Source organism: Ruegeria sp. O11 (genome assembly GCF_056535285.1).
This window is the reverse complement of sequence record NZ_JBQERS010000003.1, coordinates 99,733-114,366: the sequence shown is the minus strand read 5'-3', so window position 1 is coordinate 114,366 and position 14,634 is coordinate 99,733. Positions and strand designations below refer to the sequence as shown.

General features: G+C 56.4%; 13 protein-coding genes. 5 read left to right on the top strand and 8 right to left on the bottom strand.

From position 1 onward, the window contains the following. Positions 1–31 precede the first annotated feature (31 nt). Positions 32–385 carry a winged helix-turn-helix transcriptional regulator gene (locus ACRZ91_RS08855; protein WP_480654352.1) on the top strand — a complete coding sequence of 118 codons (354 nt, stop codon included), beginning with the start codon at positions 32–34 and terminating at the stop codon, positions 383–385. A gap of 104 nt (positions 386–489) precedes the next feature. Here ACRZ91_RS08855 and ACRZ91_RS08850 read toward each other — a convergent pair whose 3' ends face one another. Beyond that, complete coding sequence (locus ACRZ91_RS08850; protein WP_480904365.1) at positions 490–1,503, bottom strand: LacI family DNA-binding transcriptional regulator; 1,014 nt, start codon at positions 1,501–1,503, stop codon at positions 490–492. Positions 1,504–1,625: 122 nt separating this feature from the next. Here ACRZ91_RS08850 and ACRZ91_RS08845 point away from each other — a divergent pair, with 122 nt between their 5' ends. From ACRZ91_RS08845 to ACRZ91_RS08830, 4 genes are all read left to right on the top strand, one after another. Beyond that, complete coding sequence (locus tag ACRZ91_RS08845; RefSeq protein WP_480904362.1) at positions 1,626–3,929, top strand: DUF1989 domain-containing protein; 2,304 nt, start codon at positions 1,626–1,628, stop codon at positions 3,927–3,929. Between the two features lie 35 nt (positions 3,930–3,964). After that, a complete protein-coding gene (locus tag ACRZ91_RS08840) occupies positions 3,965–4,933 on the top strand; it encodes an ABC transporter substrate-binding protein (protein WP_480904359.1) in 969 nt (322 codons plus the stop codon). 64 nt (positions 4,934–4,997) lie between these two features. Then, positions 4,998–6,047 carry a quaternary amine ABC transporter ATP-binding protein gene (locus tag ACRZ91_RS08835; RefSeq protein WP_480904356.1) on the top strand — a complete coding sequence of 350 codons (1,050 nt, stop codon included), beginning with the start codon at positions 4,998–5,000 and terminating at the stop codon, positions 6,045–6,047. A gap of 10 nt (positions 6,048–6,057) precedes the next feature. Beyond that, the gene (locus ACRZ91_RS08830) at positions 6,058–7,575 is read left to right on the top strand and encodes an ABC transporter permease (RefSeq protein WP_480904353.1); all 1,518 of its coding nucleotides are present in this window, start codon (positions 6,058–6,060) and stop codon (positions 7,573–7,575) included. 397 nt (positions 7,576–7,972) lie between these two features. Here the strand turns inward: ACRZ91_RS08830 and ACRZ91_RS08825 are convergent, their stop codons facing one another. Genes ACRZ91_RS08825 through ACRZ91_RS08795 form a run of 7 tightly spaced genes read right to left on the bottom strand, consistent with a single transcriptional unit; the run spans position 7,973 to position 14,505 of the window. Then, a complete protein-coding gene (locus tag ACRZ91_RS08825; protein ID WP_480904350.1) occupies positions 7,973–9,058 on the bottom strand; it encodes an ABC transporter ATP-binding protein in 1,086 nt (361 codons plus the stop codon). Continuing rightward, a complete protein-coding gene (locus tag ACRZ91_RS08820; RefSeq protein ID WP_480904347.1) occupies positions 9,058–9,843 on the bottom strand; it encodes an ABC transporter permease in 786 nt (261 codons plus the stop codon). The genes ACRZ91_RS08825 and ACRZ91_RS08820 overlap by 1 nt, the downstream gene beginning before the upstream one ends. Then, the gene (locus tag ACRZ91_RS08815; protein WP_480456439.1) at positions 9,840–10,703 is read right to left on the bottom strand and encodes an ABC transporter permease; all 864 of its coding nucleotides are present in this window, start codon (positions 10,701–10,703) and stop codon (positions 9,840–9,842) included. The genes ACRZ91_RS08820 and ACRZ91_RS08815 overlap by 4 nt, the downstream gene beginning before the upstream one ends. Before the next feature lie 28 nt (positions 10,704–10,731). Then, positions 10,732–11,772, bottom strand: a complete 1,041-nt coding sequence (locus tag ACRZ91_RS08810) for an ABC transporter substrate-binding protein (protein WP_480904343.1) — start codon at positions 11,770–11,772, stop codon at positions 10,732–10,734. Between the two features lie 41 nt (positions 11,773–11,813). Then, positions 11,814–12,746, bottom strand: coding sequence for a PfkB family carbohydrate kinase (locus ACRZ91_RS08805; RefSeq protein WP_480904340.1), 933 nt, complete (start codon positions 12,744–12,746; stop codon positions 11,814–11,816). Continuing rightward, a complete protein-coding gene (locus ACRZ91_RS08800) occupies positions 12,743–13,768 on the bottom strand; it encodes an ADP-ribosylglycohydrolase family protein (protein ID WP_480904338.1) in 1,026 nt (341 codons plus the stop codon). Before ACRZ91_RS08800 ends, ACRZ91_RS08805 begins: the two co-directional genes overlap by 4 nt. A 5-nt stretch (positions 13,769–13,773) precedes the next feature. Further along, the gene (locus ACRZ91_RS08795) at positions 13,774–14,505 is read right to left on the bottom strand and encodes a GntR family transcriptional regulator (RefSeq protein ID WP_480904335.1); all 732 of its coding nucleotides are present in this window, start codon (positions 14,503–14,505) and stop codon (positions 13,774–13,776) included. Positions 14,506–14,634 lie beyond the last annotated feature (129 nt).

Genomic DNA, 14,634 nt, shown 5'->3' with positions numbered 1-14,634 from the left:
AACGACAAGTACGGTCACATAGGATACCGCTATGGCAACGCGCGAACCAGATGAAAACTGTCTGATTGAGCCACTGATAGAAGCGATCTCGGGTAAGTGGAAACTCTTGATCATCTATTGGCTGGCGCAGGAAACCTCACGGTTCAATCAGCTTCAGCGCAACCTCGGTAGCATCACCCACCGCACTCTAACCCGACAACTTGGCGAGCTACAGGACGCTGGCTTTGTGTCCCGCAAGGACTTTCGGACTATCCCTCCACATGTGGAATACAGTCTGACCTCATTGGGGCAAAGTCTGATCCCCTTGTTGCAGGCCATGCATGAATGGGCGGCAACAAACGCGGGTAAAATGGCACATCCGAAAGACAGCAAGGAGCGCATATAGTTGCGTACGTCCCGGCAGTAATTACATCCTTCCAACGGTTGCTTTCAGGACACTGAAGCCCGATATCGAACGGGTCGGCCAATGTCTGGTCTGGCCCACTTGCCTCAACAACGTTTTGTAGAGTTCCGTACAACGAGTTGTGTAAACAGCTCTTCGGATTTGGGCGCCTGATGAGAGGTGATCCAGTTGGCAAGCGCGTCCGCCGCGCGTTCACCCATCTGAGAAACCGGTAAATGTACGCTTGTCAGTGGCGGAACGGTCACAGACGAAGTTGGAAGATCGTCAACCCCGACCATGGAAATTTGGTCCGGGACGATGATATTTTGCGCCTGAAGACCAAGCAAAACCCCCAGGGCGACGACATCGGATAGACATAGAATTGCCGTTGGCCTGGTGCTTAGATTGCCCAAGTGTTTTGCAGCGTCTGCGCCGCCCTGATGGCTGATCTCGGTCTCGAAGGTCGAAAGGATTCCGTCGAAGGGAAAGGCTTTGAGGCCGATTAGGCGCGCTCGGGTGCGGTCATTATCGTTAACGGGACCATGCACGACCGCAATGTCTTGGTGTCCGAGTCCAACAAGGTGTTGTAGGGCAAGTTGCGCCGCAGCCGCGTTGTCATACCCGATGGTCGGCAGCGGATTTTCCGGATTAAAGAAAGACGTGACGATCGTTGGCAACGACGCCCGTTCGATCAGTTCGTGAAACGCCGGGCTGTGGGTAATGCCAGTGATGATCAGTCCTTCTGCCCCGATATCCAGCAGGCTTTTGGCTTTCTCGGCTTCAATCTCTAGGCTCGCCTCGGTTGTCGCAACGATCAGAGACAACTGATGGTCTGAAAGCTTACGCTCCAGAGCAGCAAGGAATCGGGCAAAGATCGCATTGTCCAGCGTAGGGACCAAAGCCCCAACAAAGCGGGTGCGACCAGAATTGATTGCCCTGGCGGCCGCGCTAGGAACGAATTTTAGCTCGGAAATCGCGGTCTGAACTTTTTCGAGCGTTTCCTTCTTCACCACGGTCGGTTCATTAAGCACCCTGGACACCGTTGCAACGGACACGCCTGCTGCTTTTGCTACATCTCTGAGATTTGAGCGTTTTTTAGGCTCGGGGGTTTTCTGCGTCACTGATTTTAGGGCCCGTCTTGCCAATTTCCAAGTAAAGAGTTGACATATGTAACTGGTTTCATCAAGCTCTGTAACTAGTTACATTTTGGGAATCTGGCTGCACCATGCACGGGTCTACGGTTTTGCATACTTTTACTAACACGGGGTACGACGGCCCCGGTCGCCGGTTCCCGGGCTTCCCAAATGCCCTTGACGCACGCACGCATGTCCTGTCGCCGCGCGAGGCGGTGAAGCTGTCGATCAACCCCGGAGATTTGCTGTCAGTAGAAGGGGCTGGTTCAATGCAGCCATTGGATCTCGTTGCTTTGGCAGAGGGTGGGCAGCCGATGCTTGCGGCGCTTGGGCTGAGCCAAACCGGGTTGGTTGAATGGGACGGTTTTGACAGTGCCCAGTTCTCGGGCTGGATAGCAGCGCGGGATGGGGATCAGCGGGTTCCCTGTTACAGATTTGATCAATCATCCGAGCCAGTGATAATACGTGCCAGTCAGACGATGACCGTCTGGTTGATCCGACCCGTCGGAGTCGCCGGGCTAATCGAAGGCTCAGGCGCCGGAAATGTGACGGTTCTGCACAAATCCGCAGCCAAACGTGATGTGCAATTGCCGCCTTTGCTGGGTGATATACGAGACGAATTCACCATCGCTCGCGGCAGCGCCATGGCATATGAGCTTAAAGCTGGCGAATTCGTTCAAATCATCGATGTTGAAGGCCAGCAATGTTCCGATTTCATGGCGTTGCGGGCTGATGGCCTGGACCGTGGCGAGGAATGGATGATCGACTCCACTGCCACTCGGTCCATGGTTAGACGGGCTTTTCCCGGTCCCGGTTTGCTGGATAAATTCTTTGATCGCGATATGCGCCCGTTACTGAATGTGGTTCAGGACACTTGTGGTCAACACGATACATTCGGTCTGGCGTGCACCGCTCGTGGTTACGAAGAGAGAGGCTTTCCCGGCCATCTAAACTGTTCCGACAACATGACCAATGCTCTGGTGCCCTACGGTGTCAAAAAGCGGACCGCTTGGCCCGCAATCAATTTCTTCTGGAGCACGTGGGTTGACCCGGCTTCGCATCATATCCTGACTGAAGAATCCCGTTCGCGCCCCGGTGATTATGTTGCCATGCGAGCGTTGGAGGATCTGGTCTGCACCTCGACCGCCTGTCCAGACGACATTGATCCGATCAACGGCTGGAACCCGACGGATGTGCATGTACGTATCTACCGCCCTGAAACACCGATCCGCCGTGCGGTTGCCTATCGCGAAAAGGAAGACGCCCTCATGTCGATCAGCCAGGAGTCCGCTTTTCATGACCGTCTGGCCCCGCTGACCCAGCATTTCGCGCCAGCGCGTGATCTATGGGCACCGGTCAGTTACCCGGCCCATGGTACTTTGGGTGAATATTGGGCCTGCCGCGAGGCTGTGACAGTGCAGGACATGAGCGGTCTGCGCAAATTCGACATCGTCGGCCCGGATGCCGAGGCGCTGCTGCAACTGGCCACCACTCGAAACGTGGCGAAACTGCCGGTTTGGCGTGGATCTTACACGCTGATGTGCGACGAAAGTGGATCGGTCATTGACGATGGCACCTTGTTCCGTCTGGCGCCCGAGATTTTCCGTTGGTGCTGTGGGTCCGAGGAAAGCGGGCGGGTGTTGCAAGAACTGGCAGACGTGCGCGGCTTGCAAGTGCGGGTCCACGCATTGCGCGGAACGATGCCAAACCTGGCTATTCAAGGGCCGAAATCGCGCGACTTGCTACGCAAGATCGCTTTTACCCAACCGCATGTACCCAGCCTGGATCATCTAAAATGGTTCGGTGTCACCGTCGCACGGCTGAACGATCGCGAAGGTGCGCCGTTCATGCTGTCGCGATCGGGCTATACCGGCGAATTAGGGTATGAAGTTTTCTGCTCAAAATCCGATGCTGTCGCGATCTGGGATGCGGTAATGGCAGCCGGCGAAGAGTTCGGGATCGCCCCAATGGGTTCAGCCGCACTAGACATCATCCGGATTGAGGCAGGTCTGGCCGCCGCAAACGCCGAATTCGCACCGGGCGTCGATGCGTTCGAGGCTGGATTGGGCTTTGCGGTCGATCTGACCAAGTCTGACTTCACCGGCAAGTCGGCTCTGCAACGCAACGCACGCGACCCGCGCCGGGTGCTCAAAGGGCTGCTGATCGGTTGCGATGACGTGCCAGCCCACGGTGCCCCGGTCTACGCGGGAGAGCGGCAGGTGGGTGTGGTGACCTCGGCTATACGTTCACCGATGCTGGAGCATGCGATTGCGATGGCCCGATTGTCGGTCGAGCAGGCGGAAAACGGCACTCAATTGGAGATCGGACAGCTCGACGGACGGATGAAACGCCTGTGCGCGACGGTCTCGGACATTCCATTCATAGACCCGCAACGCAAGCGGGCGCGCGCCTGATGGCGCATGCAACTCAACGAAACGGGAGAATTAATATGAAAAAAGGAATGCTAACAGCAGCATTGACCCTGACTTTGGGCGCGACAACCGCGATCGCGCAGGACAAAGTGATGGTCGGTGAACCCAGCTGGCCCGGTGCCAAGATTATGAGCCGCGTCATTGGTCAGGTTATCGAAACACGTCTAGGCGGCGAGGTTGGCTATGCGCCTGGCGCCAATGCGGTGATCTTTGCAGCGATGGATGGCGGGCGTGGAGATATCGACGTGCACCCGGATGTCTGGCTGCCGAACCAGTCGTCCTTCACCGACGAGTATGTCGATCAGAAGGGCACCGTCGCGCTGTCTTCTGGCAGCTACGAGGGGCGCGCCGGCATCTGCGTGCCGAACTATATGGTTGAGGATCACAACATTCGTTCAATCTACGATCTGGCTACCCCAATGGCGCAAGAGCTCTTCGACTCGGATGGTGACGGCATGGGTGAGGTTTGGGTTGGTGCTTCGGGCTGGGCTTCGACCAACACATTCAAAGTGCGGGTGCGGGACTATGGGATCGAGACCTTCCTGACACCAACGACCGAGGATGAAACCGTGTTCTATTCGCGCTTGAAGGACCAGGTTGACCAACAGAAGGGTGCGGCGTTCTACTGCTATGCGCCGCATTACGTGCATGCTTTGTATGATGTGACAATTCTGGAAGAACCCGAACATGATGCGGCCACCTACAAGATGGTGCAGCCCGATCAGGACGCGGATTGGTTCAACAAGTCTCATATCAGCACCGGTGAACCGGTCAAGACTGTGACCGTCGCCCATTCCAAATCGCTTGAGCAGCGCAACCCGGCAGCGGCGTCCTTTCTGGCCAATATCGACATGGATGCCGGTGAGCTAAGCGGCCTGACTTACGAGGTCGTGGTCAAAGGGCGTGACACAGACGAGGTCGTGGCCGAGTGGATCGCCGCCAATGGCGATACCGTCGACAGCTGGCTTGGTCTGACCACCAACTAAAACCTGTGCGCCCCCGATGATTTCGGGGGCGTTGCTCGATTCATTCAACTGCGGTGGGGTCAGTATGACAGCGGAAATCGCAATCGACGCAAAAGGCGTTTGGAAGGTTTTTGGTGCGCGGTCGCAGGAAGCATTGCAGGCCATCCACAGCGAGGGGCTGAGCAAGGCCGAAGTGCTGGAGCGCTTCAACTGCGTTGTCGGCGTCGCCGATGCAAGTTTCGAAATCGAGCGGGGTGAATTGTTCTGCGTCATGGGCCTGTCGGGCTCAGGCAAGTCGACCCTTGTGCGGCATGTGAACCGTCTGCTGGAGCCCACGGACGGCCATATCTTTCTGGATGGCGAGGACGTGATGGGCCTGAATGATGAGGGCCTGCGCGATCTGCGCAACCGGCGCGTCGCTATGGTGTTCCAGAACTTCGGCCTGATGCCCCACCGTACTGTCCGCGACAACGTAGCGATGCCGCTGGAAATTCGAGGCACCGGCAAGGCGCGCCGCTGGGAAGAAGCGGACCGGGTGCTGGAACTGGTCGAGCTCAACGGTTGGGAAGACAAATATGCGCATGAGCTGTCGGGCGGTATGCAGCAACGTGTGGGTCTGGCCCGTGCCATCGCCGCCGACCCCGAGATATTGCTGATGGACGAGCCGTTCTCGGCCCTCGACCCGCTGATCCGAAAGCAGTTGCAGGACCAGTTCATGGACCTCAGCCACAAGCTGAACAAAACCACGATGTTCATCACCCACGATCTAGATGAAGCGATCCGCATCGGCCATCGTATCGCGATCATGAAGGATGGGCGCATTGTGCAGATCGGTACGCCGGAAGAGATCATCCTCAACCCCGCCGATGACTATGTGGCCGACTTTGTGGCAGGGATTTCCAAACTCAACATGATCTTCGCCCATGCGGTGATGAAACCGGTTGAAGAGTTCGAGGCGCATCACGGCGAAGTGCCAGAAGATGCCAAAGAGGCGCATCCGGACATGGATTTGTCCGATCTGATGAACCTCTGCGTTGATGGTCATGGAGTTGTAGCCGTCACTCAGGATGGCAAGACCGTGGGTGTTATCAACCGAGCGGGTCTGATCCGCGCGATTCAGGACAGTCAAGCCTAGGGGGACCGCTATGAAACATGTTGATACACAACAGATCCAACCGGAAACCGCCGACCGCCTGAATGGCTTGATCGGAGATTTCGTGGGGCAGGGGCAGTCCTATTACCAAAAGACTTTTGCCTACATTATGCAGGCCCCCGGCTACCGCTTTACACTGAACAAAGCTGCTGCAATTTTGGGTCCGATATGGTTCGGGGCGCGGGGGCTGTGGTCGTGGTTCCTTGGGTTTTTGGTGTTGGAAACGCTTGCCTATATCCAAATCGGTCTGGGCTTGTTCGGTGATCTGGGCCGTGAGTTTCGGGAACGCGCGGAACAGATTGAGCAGACATTGGAGCTGCGCCGCCAGCAAATTGCAGCGGCAGAGCAATCCGGTTCAACCACTTTGGAGTCATTGAAGCGCGCCGCGGAATCGCTTGAGGGTGCATTGGCAGGCGCGCAGGAGGCCGCACGTTCAGCGGATTCGACAGGATTCACCTATCTGGTTATCGGGATCGTCCTTCTGCTGGCGTTTAAGTTCCTGGCCGCCTCGTTGGCCAACTGGACGCTTGAAGGGCAGTTCGCGCGCTGGCGTTCGGACCCGAGCGTAGCGCATGGCTGGTCGCTGCCTCGAGTAGTCGTCGCGACGGCGCTGACTGCCGTGGTAGTAATTTTGTCGATGATCAAGTTTGCGCAACCCGATGCGCTAGCAGTACTCAAAACTTTCCCAACCAACCGGGACTGGCGTTTGAACGTCGGCGATGGCGTACAAGCAGTGTTTGAATGGACCAAAACCGCCGGGCGCGGCTTCTTCGATGGGCTGACCTATGGGATGCGCACCCTGTTGGACTGGATTGAGGTAGTACTGGTCGATACGCCGTGGCCGGTCGTGGCACTCGTGATTATCATGCTGGCCTATCTCTCTGCCGGACCGCGCGTGGCAATCTTCACCGGTGCGGCGCTGGCCTATCTGGGCCTATTGGATTTCTGGGAAAAAGCGATGACCACGATTGCCCTGCTGGGCGCGGCGGCGCTGATCTCGATCACTCTAGGTATCCCGCTGGGCATCTATTGTGCGCGCCGCCCGCGGGCGTTTGCAATCGTGCGACCGATTTTGGATTTCATGCAGTCGATGCCGTCCTTCGTCTACTTGATCCCGGTCGTGGCCTTTATCGGATCAGGCAAGCCAGCGGGCGTGGTCGCTACAATGATCTTTGGCAGCCCCCCGGTGATCCGTTTTACCGTTCTTGGCCTGCAGCAAGTCCCCGAAACCGTGCGGGAGGCCGCATTAGCCTTCGGAGCGACGCCCCGGTATCTGCTATGGAGGGTAGATCTGCCCCTGGCGCACAAGACTATCATGGCGGGTGTGAATCAGACTATCCTGATGTCTCTGGCGATGGTGGTCGTCGCCTCGCTGATCGGTGCAAAAGGCTTGGGCGAGGACGTGCTGGAGGCACTTCAATATGCCGCCGCAGGACAAGGAATTTTGGCTGGATTGGCGATCCTGTTCTGCGCGCTCATCCTGGATCGGATTGTGGCTGGAAGAAAATGACGAATACGTCAAGCGCACGATCACTCGACAGTATTTCGAGGTGGGCGATGCAGATTTGTTCGCAGATGTCACGGTTTCGTCTGAACCCTTAGTTGAAGCAAGCTCACTGGCCCGGGCATGTGGGCGGCGCAGGCACCTACAAGGTGACAGGCTATGTTGTTCTACTAATCTGATTGAAGCTGGTTCGAATTGTTTTCCAACCCGGTGGCAGCGCAGATCCAGTGCCGCATATGTTGGATTGATGTTTGAACCCAGATCGCCGGACTATTAATCGCATTCGCCACCCAGTGAGGCGTCATTCAACTAGTAGGCTGATCCGGTCGCGTGCAGTCACTTCGTTTATCACGAGGTCAACGCACGTCAGGCCGTGTTTGTCGTAGCGCCACGCAGGAGGGTTTTAGATCTTGATCTGGCTCGGCTCAGTTGGGATCGAACCCAACTGATCCTTCGGGACAACAATCGTGTGCTCGGGTTTCCAGCTCAGCCATATTTCGCCACCTTCGGGCAAATCCGGGATGTCCTGATCGCGCGCAATGACTTTGAAGGTGTTGTCGTTGTGTTTCAGGACGCAGGTCGCCATCGCTCCGGCGAAGATGCGACGGACCAGCGTGGCGGGGAGTTTTGAGATCTCGTCGCCGTCAGGCTCTGAGATAGATATGCTCATGTTCTCGGGTCTGACGGCCAGGGTCGACTGCGGTGTCGCTCCGTGTGGTAATATGATATCCGCACCGACAGAATTCAGAGCCAAGCCGCTTTGACCTGTCAGAATATTGGCTTCGCCCAGAAATTCGGCGGTAAAGACGTCGACGGGATTGTTGTAGACTTCGCGTGGCGGGCCTGCCTGTATCATCGTTCCCTGTCTGAGGATGCCAATCTTGTCTGACAAAGTAAGGGCTTCTTCCTGATCATGGGTCACAAAGATCGTTGTAATGCCAATCTCACGCTGAATACGCTTCAATTCTATCTGCATGTCAACGCGTAAAGATTTGTCCAAGGCCGACAGCGGCTCGTCCAATAGAAGCACCTTTGGATTAGTGACAATAGCCCGTGCCAATGCCACGCGCTGTCGTTGACCACCAGACAACTGATGAGGTTTGCGGTCGCCCAGTTGCCCAAGCTGTACCAATTCCAGCGCTTCACTCACGCGGCGGCGTTCCTCGGCGGCACCTACTTTGCGTACACGCAAGCCAAAACCCACATTGTCGGCGACGGTCATATTGGGAAACAGAGCATAGTTCTGGAACATCATTCCGATGTCACGCTTTTCGACGGGAATGTGCTCGACCGACTGATCACCGATATGGATCGAGCCGCTATCCGCAAAAATAAAGCCCGCAATGGCGCGCAGCAACGTCGTCTTACCGCTACCTGATGGGCCGAGCAGCGCAAAGAACCCTCCATCCGGGAAGTGCATTGTGACGTCGTTCAATGCCTTGAGCGTCCCAAAGGTTTTGGTGACGTTTTGAACAGAAACATCAGCCATCAGCGTTCTCCTCCGAAGTTTGAGAACCGGGCCGCAAACAGCATCACGGCCATCGATATTACGATAATGATTGTCGAGATTGCATTGATTTCCGGCGTGAAGCCTTTGCGGATCGAGGTGTAGATCAAAACCGGCAGCGTGCTGTCTCCGGGCTCAGAAAGGAAGTACGACACAACGAACTGGTCAAAGCTGACCGCAAAAGCGAACAGAGCACCGGCAATGATCCCCGAAGCGATCCAGGGCAGGGTGACGCGGCGGGTCACGGTCCAGCTGTCGGCGCCCATGGATCGTGCGGCCTCCTCCAACGTGGGATCAAATGTCGCCAAGCGGGCACTGACGACAACGATTACGTAAGGCAGGGCCAAGGCGACATGGCCGATCAGAACCGAAGGTGTGCCGCGGCCAAGACCGACGCCGTAGAAAAAGATCAGCATTGCCGTACCGGTGATCAGCCATGGAATTGCGATCGGCGGGAACAGCATCACTTGCAGGAACCGCTTGCCACGAAACTCAAACCGGAACAGGGCCAGCGAGGCGGCTGTACCCAAGATGGTGGCAATCACAGTTGTAGCCAGCGCGATCAGGACCGAGCGGGTGGCCGCATTCAGGATTTCGGTATTCTGGCCCAGTTTTTCGTACCATTTCAGCGAGAACTCAAAGGGCAATTGATAATATTGGGATGCGTTGAATGACATGAACGCCATGACGATGATAGGCGCGTAGAGAAAGAACAGGATCAATCCCAGCCAAACCTTGCCTGCCAAAACCAGATAAGAGTTCCTCATGTCTGCGCCCTCCGCAATACCGGGCTGGCGGTTGCCAGGATCACCAAAACCACCGCAAGCAGGATAAAGGACAAGGCAGCCCCTAAGGGCCAATTGAACACGGCCACGAACTGATCCTCAATCACGGTGCCAAAATAAGTTCCGACACGACCACCCAATATGCGTGGTTCCATGAAAGAGCCGACGACAGGTACAAAAATCAGTACCGCACCGGCCAGCAGCCCGGGCAGGGACAAAGGCAGGATGACGCGCCACAGGATGGTCAGTTTGTTCGCCCCCATTGACCGCGCGGCGTCGATCAGATTGTCGTCGATGGCCTGTAAGGCCAGATACGAAGTCAAGATCACGTAAGGTAGGTAAGAGTGGACCAGGCCGATAACGATCGCAGGGGTCGAGAACATCAGGTTCACATCGACCTCGAACGGCAGGATCGCGTTGAGGCCGAGCTCTAGCACTCCATTTCCGCGCAGAACGATGGCCCAGGAAAATATCCGGACCAGAGAATTCGACCAGAAGGGCAGGATGACTAGAAGGAATAGTGCTTCGCGCGACTTACCCTTAATCGCCTTAGCCAGAACATAGGCGCAGGGAAAGCCAACCAGCACGGAAATCACCGTCACAGTCAAGCCGAGCTTTATGGATTTCCAAAGCAGCGTTGCGTAAGTCGAGGTCTGGAAGAAGGCCTGATAGTTTTCAGACGTATAGTGCCATTCGGCATCGCCAAAAGGCACATCGGACAAAAAGCTGAAATACAGCATCGCCGACAGCGGCAAAAATATTGCCACCGTCAGCCAAATATAAGCCGGAGAAAGCAGGCTGACGATCTTGAGCCTGTCTTGTCGGGCGAGAACCGTTGACATGTCTGCTTTCTCCTTAGCGTGCCTGGGCTTATTGGGCGGCTTTCAACCCTTGCCAGAGCTCAAGGTATTTCTCGCGGTTTTCATCCGAGACCGGACGCTGGAACTGGACGCGTGCCACGACTGCGGGATCCCCAAGAACGCGCTTGTTGAAGGCGTCATCAGGCAACGCAGCGGCGGCCTTGGCATTGGCCGAAGCCGGGGCACCGCTTTCGGCCCACTTGACGTAGAACTCTGGGTCGATCATCCAATTGATAAAGGCGTGTGCAGCCTCTTTCTTGGTCGATGATGTTGGGATCGACAGACCATCCAACCAGCCGATTGCACCCTCGTCTGGCACGATGAACTGAACCGGTAATCCGGAAGCCATCGAGCGGCTCGCAGAACCTGACCAAAAGGTTGCCACATCCAGATCGCCTGCGGCCATGAACTGGTTCCAGTCGTTTTCCGACCCCCAATAGGTTTTGATCTGAGGCATCAGCTCGGCAAGTTTGGCTTCGATGGCATCAAGATCCTGGATGTCGTTGATATTCTGGCCCGTTGCGATAGCTGCGAATTGTACGGCTTCCAACGCGTCATCGCGGATCGAGACTTTGCCTACGTGCGTCGTGTCCCAAAATACCTCAATCGACGTTGGCATCTCATTGAATTCATTGGTGTTCACAGCAAAGGATGTCAGGCCCCAGGTCCAAGGCATTCCATGCAGCGCACCTCCGGCGTTGAGGTCCGGATTGGCGGCCAGATTTTCAGGCACGTCACTAAAATTCGCGACCATCGAGCTGTCCACTGGCCCTATCAAACCCTCGGCCTGCGCCTGCGGAGTAAAGGCCGCGTTGATCAGCACGACATCATAGGCACCGGGGTTGGTCCGAAGCTTGGTCAACATCTCTTGTTCAGAATTGAAGTATTCATGAACGACGGTGTGGCCCGTTGCCTCGGTAAAGGCAGAAATGGCCCAGTCTTCGTCGGTTCCATACCCTTGCCAATTGAGAACTCGGATCTCATCGGCCAGAACGGCCGCGCCCGTTGTTGTCAAAGCAACTGTGGTTGCTAATAGGATACGTTTGTTCATTGTGATCTCCCGGTTGAATGGTCTTTAGCTTTGGTTCTCGATCAACCCGCCTCTTTCTTGTTAAGGGCGTCCGCCACGACCGCTTGGGTCGGCGCCGTTGCGGGCCCTTGTTGTGTGGTTGACAACGCCGCAGCGACATTTGCGTAAATGGCTGCTTCCTTTGGGGTATCACCGCGCGCCATTCGCGCGATGAAACTGCCAACATGGGTGTCACCAGCGCCGTTGGTGTCCACCGCTTGAACGCGGTAAGGTGGGATATGGTGAAGAGCATCGGGCCGAGCCAGAATGCAGCCGTCTTCCCCCAGTCGCACAACAGTTCCACCGTCATCAGGGCGGGTTTCAGCAAGTGCTCTGGCAGCAGCAACAGGGTCCGTGTGACCAGTCAGAACCGCAGCTTCGCGCGCATTTGCACTGATCCATGTGGCCCGTCTCAACGCCGTCTGCAGCACTTCATGTGGGAGAGAAGCGATGATGGGCGAAGGATCGAACACCAGGTTATTGATGCGGGCATCCGCAGATAACCTCTGGTGCAGCGCATCACGCGAGCCCGTGTAGTGCAGAGCGTAGCCAGACAAAAGGGTCCAGTCGAATTCGGCAAAGCTGATCTGCGTTAAGTCCTCGGCAGTTACGTGCCCTTCAGCACCGTCGCTTGCCACAAAGGTCCGCTCACCCTGAGGGTCGATCATCACGGTACAGCAGCCCTGATCGCGCGTTAGGTCTTGTGCCCGCAGGAACGGTATACCTTCGGTGTTAAGACCTTCGCGAATAATCTTGGCAAATGGGCCAGATCCGATAGAACCACCATAGAATACCATCATGCCTGCGCGTTTCGCGGCCAGCATGGCGTTGAACCCGCCACCAGGTGCGATGGAGAAACTCTTGACGATAGCTTCTTCACCAACCGCTGGAACAGCTTCGACCTGATAGAGCAGATCAGCCACAACACCTGACATCTGAAGAAGACGATTGGTCATCTTGCGGCCTCCGTCTTTGAATCAGACGTATTGCGAAGAGAAAGCAACTGTTCCGCTATTGCTTCGATGGGTAGGTTGTTGGCGGCACGAACAGGGTCGAGTACAGCGGGCGCGATGGCTTCAATTCCGGCGCATGCCCCGGCCATCGCTCCGGCAATAGCGCCGATTGTATCTGTGTCGTCGCCGATATTCGCAGCAATCCGGGTGGCCTTCCAGACATCCCCCGACGCCATCCTTACGATGCCAAAGGCCGCCGGGACAGATTCATACGAAGAGACAGAAGTTCCGACGATTTGCGCGAATTCTACATCGGTCAGGCCCTGATCAGCGAGATCAAGTGCGTTTGAAATCCGACGGCGCATGTTTGCTTCGCCAAACCGATGGCCGCGTTTCTGCCCTTGCTCTGCGGCGTCCAGCGCTGCGTCGAGTGCTGAGTCGAAATCAAGACCATCCACACCACAGCTGACGACAGTGGCAACAGCAGCAGCAGCGGCGATGGCTTCGCCCGTGTTATGCGTCATACGGCAGGCCAGTTCCACGCGGTCCAAGAAATTCTGCGTTGGTGAGAAATGCGTGGCGATCCCAACCGGTGCAATTCGCATCGCAGCGCCGTTTGTCGTTCCGTTGCGCCCCGTTTCGCTGGCTGGTTCTCCGTTCAGCATCGCTGCAAGAGCCGCTTTGGAAGATGGACCCAGCAGGTCGCGCAAACCACGCGCTCGGACGTCACCCTCCCAATCCAGCAGGTCTTGCGCCCAAAGCGCCTCGTCAAACCCTTCGCCATCTTTCACTAAACGTTGAGCCAACAGCAATGCCTGCTCGGTGTCATCCGTCACCTGCGCCGCCTGTAGGCCATGAGAGACCGGATGGTCGGGGTAGGGGGCGACATAAGCTGTGATCTCGCCATAATGTTGCGCTATTTCTGAGCGCGACAGCGTTTGTGAGGGCATACCCAACGCATCCCCGATGGCCATTCCGGCAAGAGCGCCGCAAGCGCGACTGAAAGCCAGTTCTCGAGTGGCCATAGCCGTCAAAACTCCATGTGCAGACCAAACAGGTCTGGGTCCAGAATGCTCTCGACAAATTCCAGGGAGTCCCCGTCGGCCGAACGGGTCAACCGGCACAGCCGCAACATCGGTTCTCCTGACACGCGCCCCATGACAGCCGCGTCTTCAGCGCTGAGCGCAGGCAAAACACGCGCCCATTCGCTACCGCCGTTGACTGCCAACCCGCGACTGCGAAGCGTTTCCGTCAAAGAGCCGTTTTTCAGACCGGTCTCAATTATCTCGGAAAACTCCGAACGCCATGGGACACGGCTGCGTTCCAGCGACACTCCCTGACCGGTGTTCACACGAAAACGTAAACGATCGACCATCAGGACATCGGTGCCGACACTTTCAGGTGCGTCCGCTAAATCCATTTTACCGCGTGTCAGGCGAAGAATCCGCGTCGCAAGTTCGGTTTCAACCGAGGATAATGCAACGCTCCAACCTTTCCGGTCGTCGATCGTTTTTCCCCCAAAGGTAACAAATGATCCGATGCCACGCCGGGTCGTGATCAGACCCTTGCGGCTGAGGATATCGAGGCTTTTGCGTATCGTGTTTCGACTGACCGAGAACCGTTTGACCAGCGCGTTCTCACTGGCCAGCGGTGCGCCTGTATCCAACCCACCTGACCGGATCTCTTCCTCGAGCATGAGTGCGATCCTGACAGATTTCGGTGCTCCGATCCGATCAGAGCTTGTTGATTCTTGTTCAGACATGTTCATGCTTGTACCTTATCCGGATTCGATTATCTGTCAACTTGGGTATGCGGAGGCCCACTTGGCTCAAACTGCGGCCCATGTTTGATTGGATGTGTTCTCAGGACAGTTCTGTTGACTCTGGCAAAC

What these genes read in the sequence shown, in the direction of transcription:
- ACRZ91_RS08855 (WP_480654352.1), top strand. Translation starts at nt 32, where the DNA reads ATGGCAACGCGCGAACCAGATGAAAACTGTCTGATTGAGCCACTGATA.
- ACRZ91_RS08840 (WP_480904359.1), top strand. Translation starts at nt 3,965, where the DNA reads ATGAAAAAAGGAATGCTAACAGCAGCATTGACCCTGACTTTGGGCGCG.
- ACRZ91_RS08835 (WP_480904356.1), top strand. Translation starts at nt 4,998, where the DNA reads ATGACAGCGGAAATCGCAATCGACGCAAAAGGCGTTTGGAAGGTTTTT.
- ACRZ91_RS08830 (WP_480904353.1), top strand. Translation starts at nt 6,058, where the DNA reads ATGAAACATGTTGATACACAACAGATCCAACCGGAAACCGCCGACCGC.
- ACRZ91_RS08825 (WP_480904350.1), bottom strand. Translation starts at nt 9,058, where the DNA reads ATGGCTGATGTTTCTGTTCAAAACGTCACCAAAACCTTTGGGACGCTC.
- ACRZ91_RS08820 (WP_480904347.1), bottom strand. Translation starts at nt 9,843, where the DNA reads ATGAGGAACTCTTATCTGGTTTTGGCAGGCAAGGTTTGGCTGGGATTG.
- ACRZ91_RS08815 (WP_480456439.1), bottom strand. Translation starts at nt 10,703, where the DNA reads ATGTCAACGGTTCTCGCCCGACAAGACAGGCTCAAGATCGTCAGCCTG.
- ACRZ91_RS08810 (WP_480904343.1), bottom strand. Translation starts at nt 11,772, where the DNA reads ATGAACAAACGTATCCTATTAGCAACCACAGTTGCTTTGACAACAACG.
- ACRZ91_RS08805 (WP_480904340.1), bottom strand. Translation starts at nt 12,746, where the DNA reads ATGACCAATCGTCTTCTTCAGATGTCAGGTGTTGTGGCTGATCTGCTC.
- ACRZ91_RS08800 (WP_480904338.1), bottom strand. Translation starts at nt 13,768, where the DNA reads ATGGCCACTCGAGAACTGGCTTTCAGTCGCGCTTGCGGCGCTCTTGCC.
- ACRZ91_RS08795 (WP_480904335.1), bottom strand. Translation starts at nt 14,505, where the DNA reads ATGTCTGAACAAGAATCAACAAGCTCTGATCGGATCGGAGCACCGAAA.